The 25,697-nt window shown below is 67.3% G+C and carries 30 protein-coding genes; 21 read left to right on the top strand and 9 right to left on the bottom strand.

The genetic code is table 11. The features are described 5' to 3' along the window. Positions 1-26 precede the first annotated feature (26 nt). Genes dnaX through AC3DET_RS02185 form a run of 4 tightly spaced genes read left to right on the top strand, consistent with a single transcriptional unit; the run spans position 27 to position 3,126 of the window. Complete coding sequence (dnaX, locus tag AC3DET_RS02200) at positions 27-1,760, top strand: DNA polymerase III subunit gamma/tau (protein ID WP_488390590.1); 1,734 nt, start codon at positions 27-29, stop codon at positions 1,758-1,760. A gap of 7 nt (positions 1,761-1,767) precedes the next feature. Then, positions 1,768-2,088: a YbaB/EbfC family nucleoid-associated protein gene (locus AC3DET_RS02195; protein ID WP_488390589.1), complete on the top strand. Its 321-nt coding sequence runs from the start codon at positions 1,768-1,770 to the stop codon at positions 2,086-2,088. 58 nt (positions 2,089-2,146) lie between these two features. Then, complete coding sequence (gene recR, locus AC3DET_RS02190) at positions 2,147-2,743, top strand: recombination mediator RecR (protein WP_337730132.1); 597 nt, start codon at positions 2,147-2,149, stop codon at positions 2,741-2,743. Between the two features lie 29 nt (positions 2,744-2,772). Then, positions 2,773-3,126 carry a histidine triad nucleotide-binding protein gene (locus AC3DET_RS02185; protein ID WP_337730131.1) on the top strand — a complete coding sequence of 118 codons (354 nt, stop codon included), beginning with the start codon at positions 2,773-2,775 and terminating at the stop codon, positions 3,124-3,126. 72 nt (positions 3,127-3,198) lie between these two features. Here AC3DET_RS02185 and AC3DET_RS02180 read toward each other — a convergent pair whose 3' ends face one another. From AC3DET_RS02180 to AC3DET_RS02165, 4 genes are read right to left on the bottom strand one after another with little or no spacing between them, the layout of a single operon-like run. Continuing rightward, positions 3,199-3,708, bottom strand: a complete 510-nt coding sequence (locus AC3DET_RS02180; protein ID WP_142124002.1) for a Slp family lipoprotein — start codon at positions 3,706-3,708, stop codon at positions 3,199-3,201. A 17-nt stretch (positions 3,709-3,725) separates the two neighbouring features. Continuing rightward, complete coding sequence (locus tag AC3DET_RS02175; protein WP_488390588.1) at positions 3,726-5,672, bottom strand: transglutaminase TgpA family protein; 1,947 nt, start codon at positions 5,670-5,672, stop codon at positions 3,726-3,728. Next, on the bottom strand, positions 5,659-6,624 hold the full coding sequence (locus AC3DET_RS02170; RefSeq protein WP_488390587.1) for a DUF58 domain-containing protein: 966 nt from the start codon (positions 6,622-6,624) through the stop codon (positions 5,659-5,661). Before AC3DET_RS02170 ends, AC3DET_RS02175 begins: the two co-directional genes overlap by 14 nt. 2 nt (positions 6,625-6,626) lie before the next feature. After that, positions 6,627-7,580: an AAA family ATPase gene (locus AC3DET_RS02165; RefSeq protein ID WP_488390586.1), complete on the bottom strand. Its 954-nt coding sequence runs from the start codon at positions 7,578-7,580 to the stop codon at positions 6,627-6,629. A gap of 44 nt (positions 7,581-7,624) precedes the next feature. On the opposite strand from AC3DET_RS02165, the gene AC3DET_RS02160 reads away from it, so the two are divergent. Then, positions 7,625-9,466, top strand: coding sequence for a glycosyltransferase family 39 protein (locus AC3DET_RS02160; protein WP_488390585.1), 1,842 nt, complete (start codon positions 7,625-7,627; stop codon positions 9,464-9,466). 4 nt (positions 9,467-9,470) lie between these two features. Here the strand turns inward: AC3DET_RS02160 and AC3DET_RS02155 are convergent, their stop codons facing one another. Continuing rightward, positions 9,471-10,040 (bottom strand): Maf family protein, encoded by a 570-nt coding sequence (locus AC3DET_RS02155; RefSeq protein ID WP_488390584.1) that lies wholly within the window; start codon positions 10,038-10,040, stop codon positions 9,471-9,473. A 124-nt stretch (positions 10,041-10,164) separates the two neighbouring features. Here AC3DET_RS02155 and AC3DET_RS02150 point away from each other — a divergent pair, with 124 nt between their 5' ends. The 12 genes from AC3DET_RS02150 (at position 10,165) to AC3DET_RS02095 (ending at position 20,390) form a co-directional block, all read left to right on the top strand. Further along, entirely contained in the window at positions 10,165-10,671 is a 507-nt protein-coding gene (locus tag AC3DET_RS02150) for a YceD family protein (protein ID WP_488390583.1), read from the top strand. A gap of 67 nt (positions 10,672-10,738) precedes the next feature. Further along, positions 10,739-10,933, top strand: a complete 195-nt coding sequence (gene rpmF, locus AC3DET_RS02145; protein ID WP_192200767.1) for a 50S ribosomal protein L32 — start codon at positions 10,739-10,741, stop codon at positions 10,931-10,933. An 87-nt stretch (positions 10,934-11,020) separates the two neighbouring features. Then, a complete protein-coding gene (locus AC3DET_RS02140) occupies positions 11,021-12,016 on the top strand; it encodes a beta-ketoacyl-ACP synthase III (RefSeq protein WP_488390582.1) in 996 nt (331 codons plus the stop codon). Positions 12,017-12,182: 166 nt separating this feature from the next. Next, positions 12,183-13,127: an ACP S-malonyltransferase gene (gene fabD / locus AC3DET_RS02135; protein WP_488390581.1), complete on the top strand. Its 945-nt coding sequence runs from the start codon at positions 12,183-12,185 to the stop codon at positions 13,125-13,127. Positions 13,128-13,196: 69 nt separating this feature from the next. Then, a complete protein-coding gene (gene fabG, locus AC3DET_RS02130; RefSeq protein ID WP_488390580.1) occupies positions 13,197-13,940 on the top strand; it encodes a 3-oxoacyl-ACP reductase FabG in 744 nt (247 codons plus the stop codon). A 143-nt stretch (positions 13,941-14,083) separates the two neighbouring features. Beyond that, positions 14,084-14,323 carry an acyl carrier protein gene (acpP, locus tag AC3DET_RS02125; RefSeq protein WP_014161144.1) on the top strand — a complete coding sequence of 80 codons (240 nt, stop codon included), beginning with the start codon at positions 14,084-14,086 and terminating at the stop codon, positions 14,321-14,323. Positions 14,324-14,433: 110 nt separating this feature from the next. Next, the gene (fabF, locus tag AC3DET_RS02120) at positions 14,434-15,675 is read left to right on the top strand and encodes a beta-ketoacyl-ACP synthase II (protein ID WP_488390579.1); all 1,242 of its coding nucleotides are present in this window, start codon (positions 14,434-14,436) and stop codon (positions 15,673-15,675) included. 145 nt (positions 15,676-15,820) lie between these two features. Next, positions 15,821-17,182 carry an aminodeoxychorismate synthase component I gene (locus tag AC3DET_RS02115; protein ID WP_488390578.1) on the top strand — a complete coding sequence of 454 codons (1,362 nt, stop codon included), beginning with the start codon at positions 15,821-15,823 and terminating at the stop codon, positions 17,180-17,182. Positions 17,183-17,307: 125 nt separating this feature from the next. Continuing rightward, a complete protein-coding gene (gene mltG / locus AC3DET_RS02110) occupies positions 17,308-18,375 on the top strand; it encodes an endolytic transglycosylase MltG (protein ID WP_446537363.1) in 1,068 nt (355 codons plus the stop codon). Next, positions 18,372-19,034: a dTMP kinase gene (tmk, locus tag AC3DET_RS02105; protein ID WP_488390577.1), complete on the top strand. Its 663-nt coding sequence runs from the start codon at positions 18,372-18,374 to the stop codon at positions 19,032-19,034. Before mltG ends, tmk begins: the two co-directional genes overlap by 4 nt. Positions 19,035-19,036: 2 nt before the next feature. Next, positions 19,037-20,014: a DNA polymerase III subunit delta' gene (locus AC3DET_RS02100; RefSeq protein WP_488391157.1), complete on the top strand. Its 978-nt coding sequence runs from the start codon at positions 19,037-19,039 to the stop codon at positions 20,012-20,014. A gap of 22 nt (positions 20,015-20,036) precedes the next feature. Then, the gene (locus AC3DET_RS02095) at positions 20,037-20,390 is read left to right on the top strand and encodes a PilZ domain-containing protein (protein ID WP_277729389.1); all 354 of its coding nucleotides are present in this window, start codon (positions 20,037-20,039) and stop codon (positions 20,388-20,390) included. A gap of 70 nt (positions 20,391-20,460) precedes the next feature. On the opposite strand, the gene AC3DET_RS02090 is transcribed toward AC3DET_RS02095, so the two are convergent. Continuing rightward, entirely contained in the window at positions 20,461-21,465 is a 1,005-nt protein-coding gene (locus AC3DET_RS02090; RefSeq protein ID WP_488390576.1) for a DNA topoisomerase IB, read from the bottom strand. A gap of 6 nt (positions 21,466-21,471) precedes the next feature. Continuing rightward, positions 21,472-21,762, bottom strand: a complete 291-nt coding sequence (locus AC3DET_RS02085) for a hypothetical protein (RefSeq protein WP_337730118.1) — start codon at positions 21,760-21,762, stop codon at positions 21,472-21,474. Positions 21,763-22,069: 307 nt separating this feature from the next. On the opposite strand from AC3DET_RS02085, the gene AC3DET_RS02080 reads away from it, so the two are divergent. The 3 genes from AC3DET_RS02080 to AC3DET_RS02070 all read left to right on the top strand — a co-directional run bounded on the left by AC3DET_RS02080 (position 22,070) and on the right by AC3DET_RS02070 (position 23,743). Further along, positions 22,070-22,726 (top strand): hypothetical protein, encoded by a 657-nt coding sequence (locus AC3DET_RS02080; RefSeq protein WP_337730117.1) that lies wholly within the window; start codon positions 22,070-22,072, stop codon positions 22,724-22,726. Between the two features lie 145 nt (positions 22,727-22,871). Continuing rightward, on the top strand, positions 22,872-23,093 hold the full coding sequence (locus tag AC3DET_RS02075) for a polyprenyl synthetase (RefSeq protein WP_488390575.1): 222 nt from the start codon (positions 22,872-22,874) through the stop codon (positions 23,091-23,093). 188 nt (positions 23,094-23,281) lie between these two features. Next, positions 23,282-23,743, top strand: coding sequence for a hypothetical protein (locus AC3DET_RS02070; RefSeq protein WP_488390574.1), 462 nt, complete (start codon positions 23,282-23,284; stop codon positions 23,741-23,743). A 188-nt stretch (positions 23,744-23,931) separates the two neighbouring features. Here the strand turns inward: AC3DET_RS02070 and AC3DET_RS02065 are convergent, their stop codons facing one another. Further along, positions 23,932-24,531 (bottom strand): hypothetical protein, encoded by a 600-nt coding sequence (locus AC3DET_RS02065; RefSeq protein ID WP_488390573.1) that lies wholly within the window; start codon positions 24,529-24,531, stop codon positions 23,932-23,934. A 61-nt stretch (positions 24,532-24,592) separates the two neighbouring features. Between AC3DET_RS02065 and AC3DET_RS02060 the strand changes: the two genes are divergently transcribed. Next, on the top strand, positions 24,593-24,745 hold the full coding sequence (locus AC3DET_RS02060; protein WP_488390572.1) for a hypothetical protein: 153 nt from the start codon (positions 24,593-24,595) through the stop codon (positions 24,743-24,745). Positions 24,746-24,755: 10 nt separating this feature from the next. Here the strand turns inward: AC3DET_RS02060 and AC3DET_RS02055 are convergent, their stop codons facing one another. Continuing rightward, positions 24,756-25,679 (bottom strand): LysR family transcriptional regulator, encoded by a 924-nt coding sequence (locus AC3DET_RS02055; protein ID WP_488390571.1) that lies wholly within the window; start codon positions 25,677-25,679, stop codon positions 24,756-24,758. Positions 25,680-25,697: the final 18 nt, after the last annotated feature.

Below are 25,697 nucleotides of genomic sequence, written 5' to 3'. Positions count from 1 at the left end.
CGGGCGGGGCGTGGCACAATGTCGGCATGTCCTATCTCGTCCTCGCCCGCAAGTGGCGCCCCAAGCGTTTCGCCGAACTGGTGGGCCAGGAACACGTGGTCCGGGCACTCACCAATGCGCTGGACAGCGGCCGTGTGCACCACGCCTTCCTGTTCACTGGCACACGCGGGGTCGGCAAGACCACGATCGCGCGCATCTTCGCCAAATCGCTGAACTGCGAGAAGGGCACCAGCGCCGATCCGTGCGGCCAATGCGCTGCCTGCCTGGACATCGATGCCGGCCGCTACATCGACCTGCTGGAGATTGACGCCGCGTCGAACACAGGCGTGGACGATGTGCGCGAGGTCATCGAGAACGCGCAGTACATGCCTTCGCGCGGCAAGTTCAAGGTCTACCTGATCGACGAAGTGCACATGCTGTCGAAGGCGGCGTTCAACGCGCTGCTGAAGACGCTGGAGGAACCGCCGGAACACGTGAAGTTCCTGCTCGCCACCACCGATCCCCAGAAACTGCCCGTCACCGTGCTGTCGCGCTGCCTGCAATTCAACCTCAAGCGGCTCGATGAAGAACAGATCCGCGGCCAGATGACGAAGATCCTCGGCGCCGAAGGCATCGAGGCCGACACGGGTGCGATCGCCCAGCTCGCGCGTGCCGCCGATGGGTCGCTGCGCGACGGTCTTTCGCTGCTGGACCAGTCCATCGCGTACGCCGGCGGTGCCCTTCGCGAGGACGGCGTGCGCACCATGCTGGGCACGGTGGACCGCACCCAGGTCAATGCGATGCTGGCCGCCCTGGCGCAAGGCGATGGCGAGGCGTTGCTGCAGGTGGTCGCGCGGCTGGCGGAGTTTTCCCCGGACTGGGCCGGCGTGCTGGATGCCGTCGCCGAAGCGCTGCACCGCATCCAGGTGCGGCAGCTGGTGCCGTCGGCCAGCGTGGAAGCGGAGGGGGTCGACATCGAAGCCTTCGCCGGGCAGCTGCGCCCCGAAGTGGTGCAGCTCTGGTACCAGATGGCGATCAATGGCCGGCGCGACCTGCATCTTGCGCCCAGTGGACGTGCCGGCTTCGAGATGAGCGTGCTGCGCATGCTGGCCTTCAGGCCAGCGCAGGCGGGCGAAATGCGCGGCGATGCTCGCGCTGCGGCAACGGCCGCGCCTGTCCAGACCCCGACCCCCGCATCCACTGCCAGCCCTGCCCGCACGACACCTGCGCCGGAGTCGCTGGCGCAGCCGCAACAGATGGCGCGCGAAGAAGCCCCGGCTCCGCCGCGCATGGCGGCACATGTCGTCGAGGACGCGCCGCCGTGGCTTCCCGCGCAGGCGAACCCGTCACCCGCCACGCCGGCCGCCTCGTCCATGCCGGCGGACATCGGCATCACCGATGCCGAGACGTGGCTGCATTTCGCCGGCAGTTGCGGGCTGAAGGGCGTCGGCAAGCAACTGGTCGACAATGTCGCGTTCGCGGGCTACGCGAATGGCACGCTGACGCTGGCGCTGGACAGCGGCTTCGATTACCTGCGCTCCGAGCGCACGCTCGGCGAGCTTGCCGATGCCATCGCTACTCGTTACGGCGTGGCTCCCCGTCTCGCATTCGCCGCAGCGGCGAGCGATGCCGAAACGCTGAAGGAGCGCAGCCATCGGCAGCGCGACGAACGCCAGAGCGAGGCCGAAGAAACCTTCATGAATCATCCGGACGTGCGGCAGCTGATGCAGCAGCATGGCGCCAGGCTCGTCCCGGACTCCATCCGACCTTACGAAGAGTGATCACGACATGCGTGGAAACATCGCCCAACTGATGCAGCAGGCGCAGAAGATGCAGGAGAACCTGCAGCGCGCCCAGGAAGAGCTCGCCAAGCTCGAGGTGGCCGGCAATGCCGGCGGCGGCATGGTCAGCGTGACCCTGACCGGCGCCAAGGAATGCCGGAAAGTGCGCATCGATCCCTCGTTGCTCTCCGATGCGGAGATGCTGGAAGACCTGATCGCGGCTGCGTTCAATGATGCATCCAACAAGGTCGATGCCGAATCCAAGACGCGCATGGGCGCAGCGACGTCCGGCATGCCGCTGCCGCCGGGCATGAAGCTGCCGTTCTGATATTCGCCAATGGCCGGCCTGTGCGTGGCACCCGCCATCGCCGGTCCGGATGACGATCATGTCCAGTCCGCTGCTCGAACAGCTCATCGAGTCGCTGCGCGTCCTGCCCGGAGTGGGGCAGAAGACAGCGCAGCGCATGGCCTACCACCTGCTCGACCGCGAGCGGGACGGGGGCAAGCGCCTTGCCGGCGTGTTGGCCGAAGCGCTGGACCATATCGGTCATTGCGCGCATTGCCGCGATTTCACCGAAGGCGAGATCTGCACGCTCTGCGCGAGCGGCAGTCGCGACCGTCACCAGCTGTGCGTGGTGGAGTCACCCTCGGATCGCCTGGCGATCGAACAGGCGACGGGATACCGCGGCCTCTATTTCGTCCTGCACGGCCGGCTGTCTCCCCTGGACGGCATCGGCCCGCGCGAGCTGGGACTGGATGCGCTGTCGGCGCGGCTGGCGCAGGGCGAGGTCACCGAGCTGATCATCGCCACCAATCCCACCGTCGAAGGTGAAGCCACGGCCCACTACCTGGCGCAGCTGGCGCGGCAGCAGGGCGTGCGCCCGAGCAGGCTTGCCCATGGCGTGCCGCTTGGCGGCGAACTGGAATACGTCGACCGCGGCACGCTGGCGCACGCGTTCGGCGGCCGCAGTGAAATGACCTGACCGCACTCACACGGGGACGCGTGAACACCATGACCGACACCATCTTCGCCAGGATCATCCGCCGCGAGATTCCCGCCACCATCGTCTACGAGGACGATGAGGTGCTGGGCTTCAAGGACATCGCGCCGCAGGCGCCCGTGCACGTGCTATTCATCCCGAAGAACGACCCCATCCCCACGCTGGATGATGTACAGCCGCAACAGGCGCACCTGATAGGCAGGCTGGCGTTGGCTGCGGCGGAGTACGCGCGCCGGGAAGGCTTTGCCGGGAATGGCTACCGGGTGGTCATGAACTGTCGCGAGGATGCAGGGCAGACCGTGTTCCACATCCACCTGCATCTGCTTGCCGGTGCGGCACTGGGCCGTTTCGGTACGCAGGCCTGAAAGACCGCCATTTCGACCACGCAAGAAAAAAGCCGCTCGTAGAGCGGCTTTTTTCCTTCCCGGCGCGAGGTATTACCACCAGCCCCAACGGCCCCAGCGCGGTCCCCAGAAGGGGTCGTAGTACGGGTAGGGGCGGACCTCCACTTCGCGCACTTCCGGCCACAGATACACCACGTCCGCCGCGACACGGGGAAGCTGGTAGTCGTAGTCGCCGATGCGCGTGCTTTCGTAACCCTCGATCTTGCCAACGAAGGTCACCTCGCGGCCCTCGGAGAACACGGCCGGATCGTAGAAACCCGCGCGGCACGCAATGAAGCGGCCATCGGTCGCATCCGGTGCCGAGGACAGCGGCCGGCCGGTGGCGGCGAGCGGACGCGATACAAGCTGGAAGCAGGTACCGTTCTGGGCCGGGGTGGTACTGATGATGCGGCCGCCCCATCGCACCGGCGCGCCCACCTGTGGCGTACCGACGGAATCCCGCGGGTTGACCGGGGTGAACGTGCCCTGCAGCGGCGCGGGTGCCGTAGCGCAGGCGGAGAGCAGCGCGGCGGCTGCGACGACAACGGCGAAGCGAAGTTTCATGGCCAGTCTCCAGCGGGTTATGGGCGGTGCCGGCGCAGGTCTTCGATCAGTGCGCGGTTGTCCCCCTCATCCGCAGCGTAGCGCGCTGCAGCGAAACGCCGGCTGAGCGAAACCAACGGGTTTGCGCCCTCAGGTCGCTGGGCGACCACTCTGTACGCCCAGGCGCCGGCAGTCTCGTGTGGCTCCCGCCCCAGGCCCAGCCGGGCGTAGCGTGCCCCCAGGCGGTGCCAGGCGCGCAGCAGCGGGTCGCGCTCGCGCTCGCCCCGGGCCAGCAGCCAGGCCATCCAGCCCACCGCGATCATCGCGAACACGCCGAACAATGCGGCCAGTCCGGATGGCCCAAGCTGCTGCGCACCCAGCTGCTGCAGGATGCGCGTCTGGCGCTTGGCATCGAAACCCAGCACCATGTCGTTCCATCCGCGGCGCAGCCAATCGCTCATCTGGCCCAGGCCATCGATGCTGATCAATCCGGCGCCGCCGGCGCGGGCACCGCCAAGCCTGTCCTCGAGAGTGTCGTAGATGCGCTCCGGTGCGACTGCAGCGGTGGGGTCCACGCGAACCCAGCCCCGCTGCGGCAGCCAGACCTCGGCCCACGCATGCGCGTCCATGTTGCGGACGATCCAGTAGTCGCCCAACCGGTTGTAGGTGCCGCCGGTGTAACCGGTGACCACGCGCGCCGGGACGCCACCGGAGCGCATCAGGAAGACGAAGGCCGAACTGAAGTGCTCGCAGTATCCCGCCTGCTGGTCGAAGAGGAATTCGTCGACGGTGTTGCGCCCGGGGAAGGGCGTGTTCAACGTGTAGGCGAAGCTGGAGCGGATCCAGTCGAGTGCGCGCGCGACCTGCACGGCGTCATTGCCGCCGGCTTCGCGCCGCCATTGGGCACCCAGTGCGCGCGTCCGTGGATTGAAGCCGGCGGGCAGCTGCAACGCTTGCCGGCGCACGGCGTCGGGCAGCTGGACATCGAAGCGGGTCGGAGCCGACGATTGCACGCGCCAGCGGCTGAGTGCATTCAATGGAAGGCGCGTACGCGTGCTGTAGTCGCGCGTCAGGCTGGTACCTTCCGGTGCGGCGACGGGAAGGTCCAGCATCACCAGGTCGCGATTGTCGGTCGGCTCCACGTCCATCTGGTAGTCCCATACCGTGGGCGCGCGCATGCTCTCCGCCGGCGGCATATCGGACAGCGGATTACCGCGGGTCCAGGTCCGGCCGTCGAAGTCCGCCAGCACCGGGCCACGCCAGTACATCTGGGAGGTCGGTGGCGTTGCGCCGAAAAACTGCACGCGCAGGGCGGGCGTGTCATCGGCGATCAGGTCCAGCCAGCCGCCGGGGGACATTTCGTCGCTCAAGCCCGGCTTGGAGAGGGCGCGTTCGGGCACTCCCCACAGTGGCGTGGGAAAGCGCGGGAAAAGCCAGAACGCCGCCATCACCAACGGGACACCGATCAGCACGAGCTTCCCGACCTGACGGAGTTGCTGCAGTGGCCGGGCCGGGACAGCGGACAAGGTGACCTCGGCGTCGGCAAGGCGATGCAGCGCGACCAGGCTGCTCAATACGCCGACCAGCCCCAGGGCCATGCTCAGTGGTCCCTGGTCGAGAAGGAAAGCAGCGAATGGTGCGAATAGTGCGAAGCCCAGCAGGCTGCGGTTGTCACGCAGGCTGCGGGTTTCGGTGGGCTTGATGGCCAGCATCGCGGCCAGCAGAGCACAGCCCGTATCGCGCCCGAACTGCATGCCGGTGAAGGCCATGACAGCGACCACCATCGTGATGGCCAGCAGTGCACGCAGAAGCGCGGGCAGCGGACGCTTCCATGATGCGAAGGCGAGCGCGACGCCCGTTGCGCCCAAACCCGTCGCCAAGGTGGGGGGCAGGTGGACCAGCAGGGCGAGCAGGCAAACGCCCGCCGTCGCCAGCGTCCATCGGCGGCTTGCCGGATCCAGCGTCGTGGGCTCAGGAGAGGGCATGCGGCATCAGCGCCAGCGCGCGCAGGCAGAGGTGTCGATGGACGGTGCCTGCGCCGGGACCGAGCGGAGGTTGGCCAGGCAGCAGCAGGCGATAACGACGGCCCTCGCGTTCGGCCAGGTCGATCCAGTGCGCCAGGCGCTGGATGCGGTGCTCGTGGAGCAGTGTGGGCAGCGCGGTCCATGCGAGTTCCACCTCCTGCCCCAGCGGCTGCTCGTATTCGCGTACCAGCAGCTGATCGTGCCGAGCCGAGGGTTTCCATGCGATGGAACGCCGTGCATCGCCCACGCGGTAGTTGCGCAACTGATGCACGTCCTCGCCACCGGCGTGCAATCGCGTGCGGCTCCCGGCCCCCGAGATGTCGGGCAGCGGTGGACCTTGCGGCTCGGGAGCCGGGTAGACCAGCAGAGGGGAGGAGGGCCATACCCAGGCCCAGGCGCGCGCGAGTCCCAGCGGTTGCGTGGTGGACAGGCGGATACGGTCGAGGTCGTACCATCCGCGCTGCTGAGTCGGAAGTGACAGTTCCGCCACGACGCCATCAGATGGCGCCAGCGTGGTGAAGACGTGCCTGTCGCAGGCATCCACGCGCAGGCCATGGCGCGCGCGCGCGTCGCGCGAAGACAATGCCACCTGCAGGCGCAACGGGGTGCCTGCCGGGACGGGGTCGGCGGCGATTGCATCGATCCGCAGGTCCGCCAGTTGCAGGTGCGCGAAGATCAGGCTGGCCATCGCCGTGGCACCCAGCAACAGCGCCAGCAGCAAACCCGGATTGTTGTTGTAGTTCAACGCGCCCAGCGCCATCGTGAACACCAGCGCCGCGAAGAAAAGACCGAACCGCGTGGGCAGCACATAGATGCGCCGGCGGTCCAGCTGCACGGGCAGGGATTCGGGTTGGCGGGGTCTGGCCAGCCTGGCGAAACGGCGGGCGAGGCGGGCGCGCGGCGTGCTTGCCATGCTCAGTCCACGGGCACCGCGTGCAGGATGGCCTTGGTCAACGCGATCGCCTGACCGGTCTCGGCCTCGGCGACGATGCGATGGGAGGCCACGGCGAGGAACAGTGTCTGCACGTCCTCGGGCAGCACATGGTTGCGGCCCACCAGCAATGCATAGGCACGTGCGGCGCGCAGCAACGCGATGCCCGCGCGCGGGGACAGGCCGACACGCACGCCGGGGTGTTGCCGGCTGCGGGCCAGCAGTGCCTGCACGTAGTCGATCAGGGCATCGCTGGCATGCACTTCGCCAACGGCTTTCCGCAGCGCCACCACTTCTTCGGACGACAGCAATGGCATCGCCTGCGCGATCATCATCCGCCGGTCCGTGCCGGCCAGCAGTGCGCGCTCGGATTCCGCATTCGGATAGCCGAGCGCCAACCGCAGCAGGAAGCGATCCAGTTGCGAGTCCGGCAACGGATACGTGCCGGAGAGATCCACGGGATTCTGTGTGGCGATCACGAAGAAGGGCTCCGGCAACGCGTGGGTCACGCCATCCAGCGTGACCTGGTGCTCGGCCATGGCTTCCAGCAACGCGCTTTGCGTGCGCGGAGGCGCGCGGTTGATCTCGTCCGCCAGCAGCACGTTGGTGAAGACCGGTCCCGGATGGAAGCTGAAGGCGCGCGCCTGGGCATCGTAGACCGACACGCCCAGGACATCGGCCGGCAACAGGTCCGAGGTGAACTGCACGCGCTGGAACGTCAGGCCCAGCGTGGCCGCCAGTGCGTGTGCGAGCGTGGTCTTGCCGAGCCCCGGCAGGTCCTCGATCAGCAGATGGCCATCGGAGAGCAGCGCAACGAAGGCGAGGCGTACTTCATGGGCCTTGCCCAGCACCAGGGAGTTGACCTGCGCCTGGGCGCGCTTGAGGGCGTCGGCCAAGCCTTCGGATAGCATAGGGCGGGTGCTGGGAATGGCGGACATCGCGCTCTCGGTTTCCGATCGTGGGTTCAGGGAAGTGTAGCGAGATGGAAGAAGAACAACGCGCGCGCCAATGGTTCCTTGCGGTGTGGACAATCGTGACGGTCGTCAAGATCGCGATCGCCGCACGCTTGCCGTTGTTCGTGGACGAAGCGTTCTACTGGCAGGAAGGCCAGCACCTGGCGGCTGCGTATTCCGACCTGCCGGGATTGACCGCCTGGTTGACGCGTCTCGGAACCGAGTTCGGCGGACATCACGTACTGGCGGTGCGCGCGCCCTTCCTGCTGTTGGCGGCGGTGTTGCCATGGCTGGTGGCCCGGAGCGCGGCACACTGGTTTGGTGCTGCAGTGGGGTGGCAGGCGGCTTTGCTGACCGTGCTGATGCCGCTGTCGGGCACGCTCGGCCTGCTGGCGTTGCCGGACGTGCCGATGGCGGTCGCGACGGTGCTCTGCGCCGATGCCGGTGCGCGCCTGCTGCGTGACGTCGACGCGATGTCGGCGACCGAACTGGCCCTCGGGCTGATGCTGGGCGCGCTGAGCCACTACCGCTTCGTGGGCGTGATCGGCGTGGGCCTCATCGCCCTGCTGTGGTTGCCCGAGGGCCGGAAAGTACTCCGTGACGCGCGGGTCTGGGTCGCGCTTGCGGTGGGCCTGCTCGCCTGGGCGCCACTGCTCGCGTGGAACCTTGAGTACGCCGACGCCGGCCTGCGTTTCCAGTTGCTCGATCGCCATCCCTGGGCCTTCCACGGAGACGGCACGCACTTCCTGCTGGTGCAGGCGGCCCTGGTCACGCCGTTGCTGTTCTGGGCCATGCTCGCGGTGTGCCTGCGCGGCTTGCGTGGCAGCGAGGATGCCGGCACCGCATGGCGTTACTTCGCGTTGCTTGGCGCAATCTCCACACTCGGTTTCTTCCTCATCGGCTTCTTCGCCGACAACGAACGCGTCAGCTTCCATTGGCCGTTGCCGGGCTACCTCGCCCTTCTGATGGTGGTGCCGTTGCTGTTGCGCACGTGGTCTCCCGCGCGGCGCAAGGCGACCTGGGGCATCGCCGGCATCGGCGCGGCGCTGATGCTGGGCTACTACGTGGTGGTGTCTTTGCCGGGGCTGCGCACGCAGATGGCTGGCAGCAAGTACTACCCCGAGAACTTCGCCGGCTGGGACACGCTGGCGGCGGAAGTGCGCAAGGCCCAGGCCGGGTTGCCCGAGGGAACGGTGCTGCTCGCGGACAGCTTCAAGACCGGCGCGGAACTCGGCTTCGCGCTGGGGGATGCGGAAATCCCGACCCTGGATCACCCGTTGAATCGCAAGCACGGGCGGGCTCCCCAGCTCCGGCTATGGGGCCTCGAGCACGATGGCAAGCGCAGCGCACCCACCTTGCTGGTGGTCGCCGCCACCGACGTGAAGTTCAGCGCATTGCTCGCGCACTACCAGCAGTTGTGTGCCGTGGTGGGGCCCTTGCCGCCAGCGGACGTGGTGAACATCGATCATGGCGCGCGGCGTTTCCTGCTGTTCGCTCTGCCGAAGGAACCCGCCGGAGGTGAATGCATGACGCCTGTCGTGGCCAACATCGACGTGCCGGCGGCCGGCGCCACTGTCGGCCGCCGCTTCAGCGTGGGTGGCTGGGCGGTGAAGGACGTGGTGGGCGTGACGAAGGTGGAAGTGCTGATGGATGGCCGGGTCGTCGCCGAAGCCACGGACGCCAGCGCCAATGAATGGTTGACCGTTTTCCTGAAGGGCGCTTCGCGCGATCCGCGCATGCCCCGCGTGCAGTTCAATGTCGAGGTGGACGCCGGCGCGTTGCCGGCTGGCCGGCATTGGCTGGGGCTGCGTCTGACCGGTGGCGACGGCAGTGTGGAGACCTGGGCGGAACAGCCTGTCGTGGTGCGGTGACGCTTCAGGGCAGTTCGAAGCCGGCCTCGCGCAGCATCCGCGCCACCGCGATCAGGGGCAGGCCGACCAGGGCAGTGGGGTCCGACGATTCGATGGCATCGAACAAGGCGATGCCGAACCCTTCCGATTTGAAGCTTCCGGCGCAATCGAAGGGCTGCTCCGCGTCCACGTACCGCTCGATCTCGGCGGAATCCAGGCGGCGGAAGCGTACCGTGGTGACGTCCTGCGCCAGCAGGACCTGCTCATCACGTACCAGGCATACGGCCGTGTGGAAGCGGACCTCCCGGCCCGACATGGCGTTCAGCTGGGCGATGGCGGCCTCGCGCTGGCCCGGCTTCCCCAGGGGCTGCCCGTCGAGCTCGGCAGCCTGGTCCGCGCCGATGATCCAACTGCCCGGGTGCTGGTGGGCGATGGCGTCGGCCTTGGCCCGTGCCAGGCGGCTGGCCATGGCCGGCACGGATTCGCCGTCCAGCAGCACCTCGTCCACTTCCGGGCGCGCGATGTGGAACGGCACGCGCAGCCGCTCGAGCAGCTCTCGGCGGTAGCGGGAAGTCGAGGCAAGCATCAGCGGCATGGCGTCGGGTGACCGGCAGGGGCGGGCGGGGGAGTCTGACGGGCGGCGGGGCGCCCGGCAAGCCATCCTCGTCGGACGGGGTGGTTTGACAGTTCGGTCCTTCATCCTTAACATTCAGCGGCTTATGTCCGTGAATACGCCCGAGATGTTGGATGCTTGGCGCATGGTCGCGGCCCGGCGCAGCTTTGAAGGCCGCCTGCCGTTGTCCGCGATGACGCGTCTGCAGGGTCTTCTGGTCGATACCGAAGGCGATGTGCGCTACACGATCGAATTCGACCGTGACGCGCTGCAGGTGCCTTACATAGGCTTGCGGATCGAAGCGGGGTTGCCGCTGGTGTGTCAGCGCAGCCTGCGGCGTTTCGTGTTGCCGGTGACGGTCGAGCAGCGGCTCGGGCTGGTCCGGAGCGAGGATGAGGAATCCGCGCTTCCGCCCGGCTACGAGGCCCTGCTGGTGCCGGAAGACGGCATGCTGCGCCCCAGCGAACTGGTCGAGGACGAACTGGTCCTCGCCGTGCCGGTGGTGCCGGTGGATCCAACGTCCGAGGCCGTGGAGCGCGAGTGGGCCGCGGATGAAGAAGAGGTGGCGAAGACCAGTCCGTTCGCGGCGCTGGCCTCGCTGAAGAAGAACTAGCCGCTACCGCGGTCTGGCAACACGAACCGCAAGGTTCACCAACAGATACAAGAGCTGGAGCAATCCCATGGCTGTGCAGAAATCCCGCGTTACCCCGTCCCGCCGTGGCCAGCGTCGTTCGCACGACGCGCTGACCGCCAAGCAGCTGTCCACCGACCCGACCACGGGCGAGATCCACCTGCGCCACCACGTGACCGCCGACGGTTACTACCGTGGCAAGAAGGTCATCGCCACCAAGACCACGATGGTCGAGGAAGATTGATCCGCGTGGCGCGCCCTTCGCGGGGCGCGCTTTCCGCATGATCAATGACAATCAGGGCCCTTCGTGGGGCTGGCAACGGGAGTGTGCATGAGCGAGCCGGGTAACAAGGGGCGCATTTATGCGCGCATCGCCGGTACGGGCAGCTATCTGCCCGAGAAGGTGCTGACCAACGAAGACCTGTCGAAGCTGGTGGATACCAGCGACGAATGGATCCAGTCCCGCACCGGCATCCGTGAGCGCCATATCGCCGCCGAAGGCGAGACCGCGGGCGACCTGGGCTACCAGGCCGCGCTCCGCGCCCTCGAGGCGGCCGGCGTCGATGCCTCCGAGATCGACCTGATCGTGGTGGGCACCACCACGCCCGACCTGATCTTTCCCTCGACCGCCTGCCTGATCCAGGCCCGGCTGGGTATCGCGGGCTGCGCGGCGCTGGACGTCAATGCGGCCTGCTCGGGGTTCATCTACGCGCTCAGCGTGGCCGACAAGTTCATCCGCTGCGGTGATGCCAAGACGGCACTGGTCATCGGTACCGAGACCCTCAGTCGCATCGTCGACTGGACCGAGCGCACCACCTGCGTGCTGTTCGGCGACGGTGCCGGCGCGGCGGTGCTGAAGGCCGATGGCGAGACCGGCATCCTCAGCACCCATCTGCATGCCGATGGCAGCAAGAAGGAACTGCTCTGGAATCCGGTCGGCGTGTCGGCCGGTTTCAAGCCGGACGAGCCGAACAACGGCATCCGCATCCACATGAAGGGCAATGACGTCTTCAAGTACGCCGTCAAGGCGCTGGATGGCGTGGTGGATGAAACGCTTGAAGCCAACGGATTGGACAAGCACGACCTGGACTGGTTGATCCCGCACCAGGCGAACCTGCGCATCATCGAAGCCACCGCCAAGCGGCTGGACATGTCGATGGACCAGGTCATCGTGACCGTCGACAAGCATGGCAACACGTCGTCGGGCTCTGTGCCGCTGGCGCTGGATACTGCCGTGCGTTCGGGTCGCGTGGAACGCGGGCAGCTGCTGCTGCTGGAAGCGTTCGGCGGAGGCTTCACCTGGGGTTCCGTGCTGCTGCGCTACTGACGCCTGCGGCAACAGGACGCACGAAAAGGCGACGCCGTTAAGCGTCGCCTTTTCCATTTCCGGCGTGCATGCGCGAAGGGTTTGCGTGCCACGCATACGCCCCGGTACAGACAATCCGGCGTCTTCACCCGTATCATCGCCGCCTGTTTTCACTCAGGGTGTCCTGGTGACTTCCACGCAACTCGCTTTCGTCTTCCCGGGCCAGGGCTCGCAGTCGGTCGGCATGCTGGCCGAGTTGTCCGAATTGCATCCGGTAGTGCGCGAGACGTTCGCCGAAGCGTCCGATGGTGCGGGTGTCGACCTGTGGGCGCTGTCGCAAGGCGGCCCTGAAGAGATGCTCAACCGCACCGAGTACACGCAGCCGGCATTGCTTGCAGCGGGTATCGCGGTATGGCGTGCCTGGCAGCAACAGGGTGGCGTGCAGCCGTCCCAGCTCGCCGGGCACAGCCTGGGCGAATACACCGCGATCGTCGCGGCAGGCGCGTTGTCGTTGAAGGACGGCGCCCACCTCGTGCGCCTGCGCGGCCAACTGATGCAGGAAGCGGCTCCGCAGGGCGTCGGCGCGATGGCCGCCGTGCTGGGCGCCGAGGATGCCATGGTGGCCGAGGTCTGCACGCAGGCGTCCGACAGCAAGGTCGTCGTGCCTGCCAATTACAACTCGCCCGGCCAGATCGTGATCGGCGGCGACGCCGAGGCGGTCGATCGTGCAATCGCGTTGCTCACCGAGCGTGGCATCCGCAAGGTGGTGAAGCTCGCGGTCAGCGTGCCTTCGCACACGCCACTGATGCGCGAAGCGGCCAATCGCCTCGCGGAAGTGATGGCAGGGCTCGACTGGCACACGCCGTCGTTGCCGGTGGTGCAGAACGTGGATGCACACGTGCACGCCGGGGCGGACGCCATCCGCGATGCACTGGTTCGCCAGTTGTACCTGCCCGTGCGCTGGACCGAGTGCGTCCAGGCGCTGGCGTCGAATGGCGCCACGCGCATTGCGGAGTGTGGTCCCGGCAAGGTGCTCGCGGGGCTGGTGAAGCGCATCGACAAGGGTCTGGACGCGCGCGCCATCGGTGGTGTGGGCGACTTCCAGGGCGCGCTCGCCGATTGGCAGGCGTGACGCCCGCGCGGCTCCCTTCCCTTATCCTGACCTCCCGCGCTCGCGCGGAACCGTTCCGAGGACATCATCATGAGCAAGCCCCTGCAGGGTGAAATCGCGCTGGTCACCGGCGCCAGCCGCGGCATCGGCGCCGCGATCGCCGACGCTTTGGCTGCCCAGGGCGCCACCGTCATCGGCACCGCGACCACCGCCGCCGGGGCGCAGGCCATCGGCGAGCGGATGGCCGCATCCGGTGGTCACGGCCGCGAACTCAACGTCACCGATGGCGCGGCAGTCGAAGCCCTGATCGATGCCGTCGCCAAGGAGTTCGGTGCGGTGTCCATCCTGGTCAACAATGCCGGCATCACCCGCGACAACCTGCTGATGCGGATGAAGGACGAGGACTGGCAGGCCATCCTCGACACCAATCTCACCAGTGTCTATCGCACGTCCAAGGCAGTCATGCGCGGCATGATGAAGGCACGCAAGGGCCGCATCATCAACATCGCCTCGGTGATCGGCGTCACCGGCAATGCAGGGCAGGCGAACTATGCCGCCGCCAAGGCCGGCATCATCGCGTTCTCCAAGTCGCTGGCGAAGGAAATCGGCAGCCGCGGTGTCACCGTCAACGTGGTCGCTCCCGGTTTCATTGCCACCGACATGACCAAGGACCTGCCCGAAGAGACCAAGAAGGCGCTCGGTGAGCAGATCGCACTCGGTCGCCTGGGCGAGCCGGCCGACATCGCGAATGCGGTCGCCTTCCTCGCGGGTCCAGCGGCCGGCTACATCACCGGCGAGACCCTGCACGTCAACGGCGGCATGTACATGCCGTAAAGAATTAGCTGTAAGTGGTTGATTCGGTGGCGATTGGCGATACCTGCCCGCCGTCGCCGGTTTCCACTACACTATCCCCGGTTTGCCCTCGCCCCGCGTCGGCAGAATCCAACACGTCACCCATCTCCGTCTGGAGCGAATCCATGAGCAGCATCGAAGAACGCGTCAAGAAAATCGTCGTCGAACAACTCGGCGTGAAGGAAGAAGAAGTCACCACCAGTGCATCGTTCGTCGATGACCTGGGCGCCGACTCGTTGGACACCGTTGAACTGGTGATGGCGCTGGAAGAAGAGTTCGAATGCGAAATTCCGGACGAGGAAGCCGAGAAGATCACTTCGGTGCAGCAGGCCATCGATTACGTCAAGGCGCACGTCAAGGCGTAAGTCCCGCACCTGCAGCAAACCGTGTCGGGGCCGCGCATGCGGCCCCGCGCGTATCCGGCCCCCATGCGCCCGCGTAGGGCGCGGCCGCCAAGATCCATGAGGAATCCGATATGAGCCAGCGTCGTCGCGTCGTCATCACCGGCATGGGCCTGGTGTCCCCCCTGGGCAATGACATGGCCAGCAGCTGGGACGGCATCGTCAACGGGCGGTCGGGCCTGGGTCCGATCACCACCTTCGATACCGAGGGCTACAGCACCAAGATCGCGGGCGAGATCCGCGGTTTCGACCCCACCGCCTTCGTGCCGCCGAAGGACGTGAAGAAGATGGACTCGTTCATCCACTACGGACTGGCCGCGTCGCTGATGGCGATGGACGACTCCGGACTGGAAGTGACCGAAGCCAATGCCGAGCGCATCGGCGCCATCATCGGTGCAGGCATCGGCGGCATCCTCGGCATCGAGGAGACCGCGGTGAAGCTGCACGAAGGCGGCCCGCGCAAGATTTCCCCGTTCTACATCCCAAGTACCATCATCAACATGCTGCCGGGCCACCTGAGCATCATGAAGGGGCTGAAAGGGCCCGGCTATTCGGCGGTATCCGCCTGCGCCACCTCGAACCACTCGATCGGCATCGCCATGCGCAGCATCCAGTACGGCGACGCCGACGTGATGATCGCCGGCGGCGCCGAACGCGGCTCGTCGCCGACGTCGGTGGGCGGGTTCTGCGCGATGAAGGCCATGTCCACCCGCAACGACGATCCTGCCCGCGCCTCGCGTCCGTGGGACAAGGATCGCGATGGCTTCGTGCTGGGCGACGGTGCCGGCATCCTCGTGTTGGAGGAGTACGAACACGCGAAGGCGCGTGGCGCACGCATCTACTGCGAGCTGGCCGGTTTCGGCGCCTCGCAGGACGCCTACCACATGACCGCGCCCAGCGAGAACGGCGAGGGCCCATCACGCTGCATGCGGTCCGCACTGAAGGACGCCGGCCTGAATCCGGACCAGGTGGAATACCTCAACGCGCATGGCACCTCCACGCCGCTGGGCGACCTGGCCGAAACGCTGGCGATGAAGCGCGCGCTGGGCGACCACGCGTACAAGATCATGGTCAGCTCCACCAAGTCGATGACCGGCCACCTGCTGGGCGCGGCCGGCGGCGCGGAAGCCATCTTCTCCGTGCTGGCCATCCACCACGGCATCATCCCGCCGACCATCAACCTGGACGAGCCGGGCGAAGGCTGCGATCTCGACTACGTGCCGCACACCGCGCGCGAGAAGAAGATCGATGTGGCGGTATCGAATGGCTTCGGCTTCGGCGGCACCAACGGCACGCTGGTGTTCAAGCGGATCTGATCCTGTTTCGTCCTTCTCCCTCCGGGAGAAGGTGGCGCGCGGCGCCGGATGAGGGTGCGGCGGAATCATCGACCCCTGAATCATTGCATCTTCTCCGCACCCTCTCCCCAACCCCTCTCCCGGCGGGAGAGGGGCCAGGAACGACATGATCGAGACCCGCGCGCTTCCTTCAGACACCGACCTGCTGGCCCTGCATCGCCAGGATCCGCAGCGCTATCCCGTGCTGCTGGAATCCGTCGCGTCCGGCACCGCGCAGGGACGCTGGGATTTCCTGCTGGTGGCCGATGGCACGGGGCTTCGCCTGGGGGCCGACGGCGTGACCCGCGACCTTCGAGGCAACGCGGAAGCCGGCGATTTCCTCGCCGTGCTCGATCACCACTGGCAGGCGCAGCGCATTCCCTGTGAAGAACCACGCTGGCCGTTCCGTGGTGGCTGGGCGCTGCTGCTGGCGTACGAGCTGGCCCAGCAGGTGGAGCCCGTCCTGCATCTGCCCCACGCGCCGGCGACGCAGCCGGTCGCGCTCGCCCTGCGCTGTCCTGCCGCCGTGCTGCGCGACCGCAGTACCGGTGATTGCGTGGTGGTGGCCGAAGCCGGGCAGGGTGGACTGATCGCCCGCACGGTGGACGATGCCGCCATTGCGGCGCGACAGCCCGCGCTACCTGCTTGGGTACCTCCCGCGCGCATCGACGAAGATGCGCCGCGCCGCTTCACCGACGGCGTGGACCGCATCCTCGACTACCTGCGTGCGGGCGACATCTTCCAGGTCAACCTGTCGCGGGCCTGGCGCGCGCATTTCGATACACCGCTCGATCCCGCCACGCTGTACGCACGGCTGCGCACCGCCAATCCCGCGCCGTTCGCCGGCCTGTTCAGCACGCCGGAATGGACCGTGGTGAGCTCATCCCCCGAACGCTTGGTGTCGGTGCGTGGCGACGTGGTCGAAACCCGGCCCATCGCCGGCACGCGTCCGCGCTTCGAAGGCGATGACGATGCCGCACGCATCCGCGAACTGGTGGGCCACCCGAAGGAGCGCGCCGAGCACGTCATGCTCATCGACCTGGAACGCAACGACCTGGGCCGCGTGTGCACGCCCGGCAGCGTGCAGGTGGACGAGCTGATGACGGTGGAAAGCTATGCCCACGTGCACCACATCGTCAGCAACGTGCGCGGCCACCTGCGTGCCGATGCCACGCCCGGTGATGTCATCCGCGCCACCTTTCCCGGCGGCACCATCACCGGCTGCCCCAAGGTGCGCTGCATGCAGATCATCGCCGAACTCGAACAGACACCGCGTGGTGCCTACACCGGCGCGTTCGGCTGGCTGAACCGCGATGGCGATCTCGACCTGAACATCCTGATCCGCAGCGCCGAGATCGTGGCCGACGGACAGGGCAGCGTGGCCCGCTTCCGTACCGGGGCCGGCATCGTCGCCGACTCGATTCCGGACAGGGAACTGGATGAAACCCGCGCCAAGGCCCGAGGCGTACTGAAGGCGCTGGAAGGCTGATTGCTGTTGCCTCCTCCCCATATATGGGGAGGAGGGGGGCGCCGCTGCGACTGATCAGGCCGCGCCTACAGCCTGAGACGGCGACCGGGTATCCTGCACGGCCTGCTTCAAGCACCGAGGACTACGTGGCGTCAGCTCTCAAGCGCGGTTGCCGCTTCATCGTCATCACCTTCCTCCTGTTGCTGGCCCTGGCGGCCGGTGCGGCGTTCTGGCTGTGGCAGGGCCACCGCGGGTTCGCCGATACCGCCATCGGTGGCGTCAGCGCGGAGGCCACCGTGGAGGTCGCCAGTGGCGATGCCTTTCCCACCGTGCTGCGCAAGCTGCGCGCGCAGGGCGTTTCGCATGGCAGCGACCTGCAATGGCGGCTGCTGGCCCGCGAGACCAATACCGCCAGCCAGCTGAAGGTCGGCGAGTACGCGCTGTCCCCGGAACTCACCCCGCGCGAGCTGCTGCAGCGCATGCGCGAGGGCCGCACGCTGCAGTACCGCTTCACCCTCGTCGAGGGCTGGAACATCCGCCAGGTGCGCGCCGCGCTGCGCAACGCCACGCCCCTGCAGCAGAAGACCGCGCAGATGAGCGATGCCGAACTGATGGCCGCGCTGGGTCATCCCGGGCAGCACCCCGAAGGCCGCTTCCTGCCCGAAACCTACGTCTACACGCGCAGCGAATCCGACCTCGACGTGCTCAAGCGTGCCCATGCCGCGATGGAGAAAGCCGTGGTTGCCGCGTGGGAAGGCCGTGCCAACGGCATCCCGCTGCAGTCGGCCGAGGAAGCGTTGATCCTCGCCTCCATCATCGAGAAGGAAACCGGCATCGCCGAAGAACGCCCGGCCATCGCCGGCGTGTTCGCGCGCCGCCTGAAGATCGGCATGCCGCTGCAGACCGATCCCACCGTCATCTACGGCATCGGCAGCAGTTACGACGGCAACATCCGGCGCCGTGACCTGACCACCGACACGCCGTACAACACGTATACCCGCAAGGGCCTGACGCCCACCCCCATCGCCATGCCGGGCGTGGACGCGTTGAAGGCGGCGGTGAATCCCGCCGATGGCGACGCGCTGTACTTCGTCGCAGTCGGCGACGGCAGCGGACGGCACATCTTCTCCGCCACCCTGGCCGAACACAACGCCGCCGTGGCGCGCTACCTGGTGACGCGCCGCGAGACGCTGCGCAAGGCGGAAGCCCCGTGAGCGAAGCCGTGCTGTCGCAGCCACGCCTGATCACGCTCGAGGGCGGCGAGGGTGCCGGCAAGACCAGTGCGATCGCGGCCATCCGCGACCGTCTGCAGGCCGCCGGCCACGACGTCGTGCAGACGCGCGAACCCGGCGGCACACCGCTGGCCGAGCGCATCCGCGAGTTGCTGCTCAATCCGCAGGACGAAGCACTGGCGGCGGAAACCGAATTGCTCCTGATGTTCGCCGCGCGCGCGCAGCATGTGCGCGACGTCGTGCGTCCGGCGTTGCGGCGCGGCGCATTCGTCGTCAGCGATCGCTTCACCGATTCCAGTTATGCCTACCAGGGAGCGGGACGCGGATTGGACCCCGAGTGGATCGCCGCGCTGGAGCGTCGTGCGGTGGGCCTGAAGCCCGGCCTGACGCTGCTGCTGGACCTGGACGTGCGCGAAGGCCGCGCACGCACGGCGGGGCGCGACCTGTGGCCGGACCGCATCGAGAGCGAGCAGGACGATTTCTTCGAGCGTGTACGTGCAGGTTTCCGCGCGCGTGCGGCTGCCGAGCCGCAACGCTTCCGGGTGATCGATGCCGCGCAGCCGCCGGCCGGCGTGGGTGCCGCCGTCGATGACGCCATCGGCGCCTACCTGCGCACCCTGACGGACAGCGACCTGTCATGAGCATGAGCACCGTGTTCTCGCCTTGGCAGCAGCGCGCCTATGACCACGCCGTCGCGGCGCTGGACGCCGGTCGTCTCGGCCACGGGCTGCTGGTCTGCGGCCCCGCCGGGCTGGGCAAGCGGGCGGTGCTGGATCGGCTGGCCCGCCGCGTGCTGGCGCAGCAGCGCGACGCGCACGGCGAACCCGCCCCCGGCGACCGCAGCACGCGCCTGATCGACGCAGGCACGCACCCCGACCTGCAGGTCATCTCGTTCGTCGCCACCAAGGATGGCAGCAAGCTGCGCACCGAGATCGTGATCGACCAGATCCGCGAGGTGTCGCAGAAGCTGGCGCTGACGCCGCAGTACGGCGGCGCGCAGGTGGCCCTGATCGACCCGGCCGACGCGATCAACCGTTCAGCCTGCAACGCGTTGTTGAAGACGCTGGAAGAGCCCGCGCCGGGACGCTACCTGTGGCTGGTCAGCGCGCAGCCGGCGCGTTTGCCGGCGACCATCCGCAGCCGTTGCCAGCGCATCGAGTTCCGCCTGCCACCGCGTGAAGAAGCCCTGGCCTGGCTGCAGGCGCAGGGCCACGCGGCGGCCGAGGCCGCGCGTGCGCTGGATGCCGCGCGTGGCCATCCCGGCCTGGCGGACGACTGGTTGCGCCACGACGGGCTGGCCTTGCGCGAGGCGGTGGCCCGCGACCTGCAGCGGCTGGAAAAAGGCGAGATCGGCGTGGTGGAAACCGCGCAGCGCTGGGCCAACGACGAACTGGCCGATGCGCGGTTGCGGCATGCGGCCGACCTCGCGCTGGAACAGGCCGGCACCGTCGGCTTGACCGATCCGGCCCGATTGAACAAGCTGGCCACCTGGTTCGATGCCGCCAACCGCACCCGCGATCTGTTGCGGACCACGGTACGCGGCGATCTGGCCATGGTGGAACTGCTGCTGGCCTGGGCCAGCAGCGACCGCGGTCGCGCTGTCGGTACGCGGCGCGGATGACCGACACGCACGGAGACGGGGAATGAATGCAGCAGGTGGACGACAGGGCATCCTGTCGCTGGCAGTGAAAGACAAGGCCGCGCTGTACAACGCCTACATGCCGTTCGTGAAAGGCGGCGGCATCTTCGTGCCCACGCCGAAACGCTACTTCCTCGGCGACGAGGTCTTCCTGCTGCTTACCCTGCCCGAATCCAGCGACCGCCTGCCGGTGGCCGGCAAGGTGGTATGGGTGACGCCCATCGGCGCGCAGGGCAACCGTGCTGCCGGCATCGGCGTGCAGTTCGCCGAGAACAGTGAAGGCGAAGCCATCAAGAACCGCATCGAAACGATGCTGGCGGGCAGCCTCGGCGGCGAGAAGCCCACCCACACGATGTAAGCCGGATTGCAGCGGCAGCTCGAACAACCCCAGGGGTTCCCCGGTTGCAGGGCGCCATGCCCCGATTCCTTCAGGAAGCGCCGCGCTGCACGCGGCGGAGATAGCGGATCGTGGCGGTCTCCCACTGCCGCGCACCACTCGCACCCACGGCGGCGCGCTGCAGGCGGCCGTTTTCCCACCCGCTGAATACACGCGGGTCCACGTAGTTCTTCTCGCAGATACGCGGCGTATTGCCCAGCAGGTCGGCGGCCCCGCGCAGCACGGCCAGCCGCACCTGCGCGCGGGCCGATGCATCCTCCTTCGCCGGCGCTGGCAGTGCCGCCAGGGCGCGGAAGGCGAACAACGTGGCGCCCAGCGTGCGGAAATCCTTCGCGGTGTACGGGCCATGCAGGTGCGTCTGCAGATAGTCGTTGACGTCGCCCGAGGTGATGCGCTGCACGCGGCCATGCTCGCGATATTGGAACAGCGCCTGTCCTGGCAGTTGCCGGCACTGGCGCACCAGCCGCACCAGGCGCGCATCGCTGACGCGGGATGCCAGCGCCTTGCCGCCCTTGCCGCGGAAGGCGAAGCGCACTTCGCCCCCGGCGATGAAGTGCGCGTGCACGTTGCGCAGGGTGGTGAGGCCGTACGAACCGTTCTCTTTCGCGTAGCTCGCGTTGCCCACCCGCAGCAGGGTATGGCCGAGCAGGGCGACGACCAGCGCCACCACTTTTTCGCGCGGGAAGCCCGGCAGGGCGAGATCGGCGCGCACCTGCCGTCGCAGGCGCGGCAGGGCTTCGGCGAATGCGATCAAGCGGTCGTACTTGCGTGCCCCGCGCTCGGCCTGCCACGCGCGGTGGTAGCGGTACTGCTTGCGCCCGCGCGCGTCGCGCCCGGTGGCCTGCAGGTGGCCGCGTGCATCGGCGCAGATCCATACATCGGTATAGGCGGGGGGAATGGCCAACTGGTGGATACGCGCAAGCGTGGCGGGATCGCGAACCGCGCGGCCGCGCGCATCCAGGTACGTGAAGCCACGTCCGCGGCGGCGCCTGCGCAGGCCGGGCATCGCATCCGTGGTGTAGTGCAGGCCGCCCATCGCGCCTCAGAAGTCGTCGACGTACTCGAGCACCAGGCCGTACTGCGCGGCGACATCGTCGGCGGCGTCGCGCACGGCATCGGCGTGCGAAGAACCTGCTTCGACCTCCAGCGCATGCACGTCGCTGCCGCCGATGTCGTCGGTGAGGCCGGCGGAACTGGAGTCGTCGTCGTCCATGTGCGGCATCAGGTCCGCCAGTTCCTCCGCGCGTTCCACGCCGTCCAGTCCGTGCAACGCCGTCACCAGCGCATCGAAGCCGGTGCGCGGACCGGTGGCCCGCAGTCTGATCATGGTCATGGGGTTCCTTTGCGCCATGCGCATTCGTGGTTCCCCCGACCATAGGGCGGCTCCGGTCACGCCTTCGTGAAGTTCATCCGGGTATCGGTGGAGTGGCGTTCAGCACGTCCTTCTCGCGACAGGGCCATGGCAGGTCTCATGCCCGCTACACGATGACTGCAGATGGACCATGCTTTCCTTTTCCCCGTGCGGCGGGGAGAAGGTGGCCGAAGGCCGGATGAGGGGCGAGCGCAGCCCCCCACCGCAACGTCTTCACGCCGCGCTACCATCCGCCCCGGGGCTGTCGGAGTCCCGCAGGGAGCAGGGAATGAAGGAATCACGCGCAAGCCAGCCGTCGCGCTCATGGACTGTGCTGTTGTTGATGTTGGTGGTGTGCGTGCCATTGCTGGCGCAGGCGCAGACGTTGTCGGGCCTGCGGGTATTGCCGCATGAAGGTCCGGACTCTTCGTTCTCCGGGTGGCAGAGCGAAGGTGCGGTGCCGGCGGCGTTGACGGTGCCGCTGGACCTGGGCGACGAGGTGTACGGCGCGACATTGCAGGTGCAGCCGGCGAAGGCGGGCGAAACGTACCGGGTGCGAGTGCAGTACGAAACCAGCCTGGGCCTGAGTGCGGAAGGCCCGCACCTGGATCTCACGGACTGGAAGCACTGTGTATCGGACTGGGAGGCGGCGGACGCGCTCGATGCAGTGTCGTTCGTGTTGCCGACGCCGTCAGCGGAACAGCACGCGTGCTTCCCGAAGTACACGCGTGGGGAACTTGAGCAGGCGGTGCGTGCGTACGCGGTGGCGCAGGGCGATCCGGCGATGGCCGATGACTGGATTCCCCGCATCGGGGAAGGAGACGCACTGGGCACGGTGGTGCCGTTTGTGGCGATCAGTGCGGTGCGCGTGAGGGTGGAAGTGCTGCGGAAGGGGAAATGGGTCGAGGTGACGACGGTGGCGTTTTTGCCGCCGATGGGATGTTGAGGGGGTGTGTCGATTGTGGGTGAGCTCGCGAACCCCGACATCGGAATATCGGAAAGCCAGCGGTGTCGGGCTTCACTTCGTTCACCCCAACCTGTCGCGGGCTGCTGGTGCACAATGCGGCACCTTTATTTGATCTGGACGCATCATGGATATCGAAGTCCTTCTGAGTGCCGCTCTGCGCGAGGCGGGTTACGGGCAGGACGCCATAGGCTCGGCGATGCCGAGGATCCTGCGTATCCTGGAGGCCGAGGATGTACGCATCGAGATGGGGCGCAACCTGTCGCGCAAAGAGCGCGAGTACGTGCGCCTGCAGCTCGAACTGGGACTGAGCGTGCGGGAAGTGGTTGCCGGCCTGAAGAACAGATGAGCGGCAACCGTAGGATGGGTTGAGCCGAAGGCGATACCCATCGATACGACGGCATGGCAGAGATTGAAGTTTGCGTTGCGCTGCTTCTGTCGCCGTCACAACTCGCTGTTGTCGGTCCCTGCACGCGATGGGTATCGCCTTCGGCTCAACCCATCCTACGCGCTAGCCCAATCCCGTTGTGAGCATCCATGCAGAAATATTCGCGCGCAACAGACGTCATTGCCGCCTTTGGAATAGGCGCCGCCATCCTCGCGGCGACGGCCGTTATGGGAGATCCGATCTATGCGGGCGTCTGGTACTACGTCCTCGCCTGGGCGGTCCTGATAGGCGCGGTGCAGATTGCGCGCGTGCCGCCCCTGTTTTCTGCCGGTGCATCGTCGGCGTTGGGCGTGTCTGTCCTCCTTTACTGGGCTTGGCAAGCATCCCTGCCACAGCCGGAAGGACTTCTTGGGCTCGGTCACCTGTTTTCCCTGCCTGGCCTGGCCGTGGGCGCGATCATTGCAGCCGTCGTCATCCGGCGCCGCCAACTGCACCCGGCCTCTGCCTTCGGTATCGGCTTCCTTGCCTGCTGCGTCGGGTTTGGCATCGCGCAGATCGCGGTATGCCGCACGATGATGTACTGCGGCGCGCTGTCGGGCAGCGTGGGATGAGCCCGTAGGATGGGTTGAGCCAAAGGCGATACCCATCGATACGACGGCATGGCAGAGCCTAAAGTCTCCACTGCGTTGTTCGTGTAGCCGTCGCCGTCACAACTCGCTGTTGTGGATCCCTGCACGCGATGGGTATCGCCTTTGGCTCAACCCATCCTACGCGCGCGCTTCCATCGTAAGGGGGACCATCAATTCGGCCGGTCGCCCGGCGCATGGCGTACGACGCCGGCCTCGCTGTGATCCGTTTTCCCCGCTGCATTGGAAGGCGGCATCTGCCCGAATTCTTCCTCCGTCATCCCGGAGAGTTGTATCCGGAGATCGTTCTCCACCTCGACTCTCCGCCGGTCGACCAGGGTCTGCAGCGCATCCAGAAGTTCGGAAAAATCCATGGCCTCAAGACGGCCCAGGGAGAACATCGGGACCCGTTCGCAGCCGATACGGAGGTAGCCGTCGCGATCACGCACGGCCTTTGCGGCGTAGGTGTGATCGACGCCCCCAGGGTGGGAAACCAGCGTGTCGCGCAGCCTCCTGAAGTGCCGGTGACGCACCTGAAGCAGTTCTGGGAGGCTCCCGATCACCTCGGCAGCACCCCAGGGCGCGACGCCCTTGCCGAAGCAACGGCCATAGTGAACCAGGGCCGCCGTCCACCACGCCTCGACGTCGCCGTTTGGCGCTGCATCCAGTATCCGATCCACGTACATGGCCGCGGCAACCAGGTCATCCGCAATACCACTCAGTATCTCCAGCCGATGCGCCTGATTGCCGTCCAACTGTCTGGCTTCCGACATTCCTTGCTCCTGACTCACCGTTGCAAGCAGATGACCTTACGCCTGCTGTCACGGTTAAAGGATGAAATCCGGGCAACCGCACATCGGAGAACTTCAGGTAAACGCATCTGTCGGCGATGAGGTGGAGATCAAGCAGGTCGATTCCGGTTCGGATTGCGGCTTCGGGTTCGGCGTGATGGCGAGCCATGTGCTCACTCTCAGGCCGCCGGAGTGAGGACGCCCACTCAACGCGGCGGCTGTATGGCCGGCGCATGCTGCGCCATCAGCTCCACGATCCAGTCGATGAACACGCGCAGCTTGCGGCTGACGTGCCGGCTTGGCGGGAAGGCCACGTACAGCGGCATCGGGTCGAGGTGCCAGTCCTCGAACAGTGGCACCAGTTCGCCGCGCGCGAGCGGTGCGCGCGCCATGTACTGCGGTAGCCACAACACGCCCAGGCCGGCGATGCCCGCGGCCAGGTACGTATTGCCGTCGTCCACCGACAGCACATGCCGGCCGTGCACGCGCAACTGCTCGTCGCCGCGCCGCATCGCATACGCCAGTGGCGTGCCGGCGCGCGAACCGCGATACCCGATGATGCGGTGGTCGCTGTCTTCCAGTGCCTGCGGATGCAGCGGCTCACCCGCACGCGCCAGATAGTCCGGCGCGGCGTACACCCCCAGCGCCAGGTCGGCGATGTGGCGCGCGCGCAGTGACGGCTCGGTGAGTTCGCCGCCGCGCACCACGCAGTCCACGTTCTCGTCGATCAGGTCCACCTTGCGGTCGCTGGCGCCCAGGTCCAACTGGATGTCCGGATACCGCGCGTGGAAGGCGGGCAGGGCCGGCACCACGACCAGGGTGGCCAAGGGCGCGGGCACGTCGACGCGCAGGCGGCCGCGCGGCGAGGCGGAGGCTGCCGACAGACTGGTCTCGGCATCGTCCAGGTCGGCCAGCAGGCGCACGACGCGCTCGTAGTAGGCGGTCCCGTCGGCAGTGGCGTTGACCCTGCGCGTGGTGCGGTGGAGCAGCTTCACGCGGAGGTGGGTCTCCAGCTGCTGCACGAGCTGGGTCACGCGCGTCCTGCTGGTCTGCAGCGTGTCGGCAGCCTTGGTGAAGCTGCCGGTTTCCACCACGCGGATGAAGGCCTGCATCGCATCGATACGGTCCATGTGGTCTCCAGAGGGCCG

This window comes from Pseudoxanthomonas sp. 97-1-1, assembly GCF_057773125.1.
Note: the sequence above shows the minus strand (reverse complement) of the source record. Positions and strands in the feature narration are given on the sequence as shown.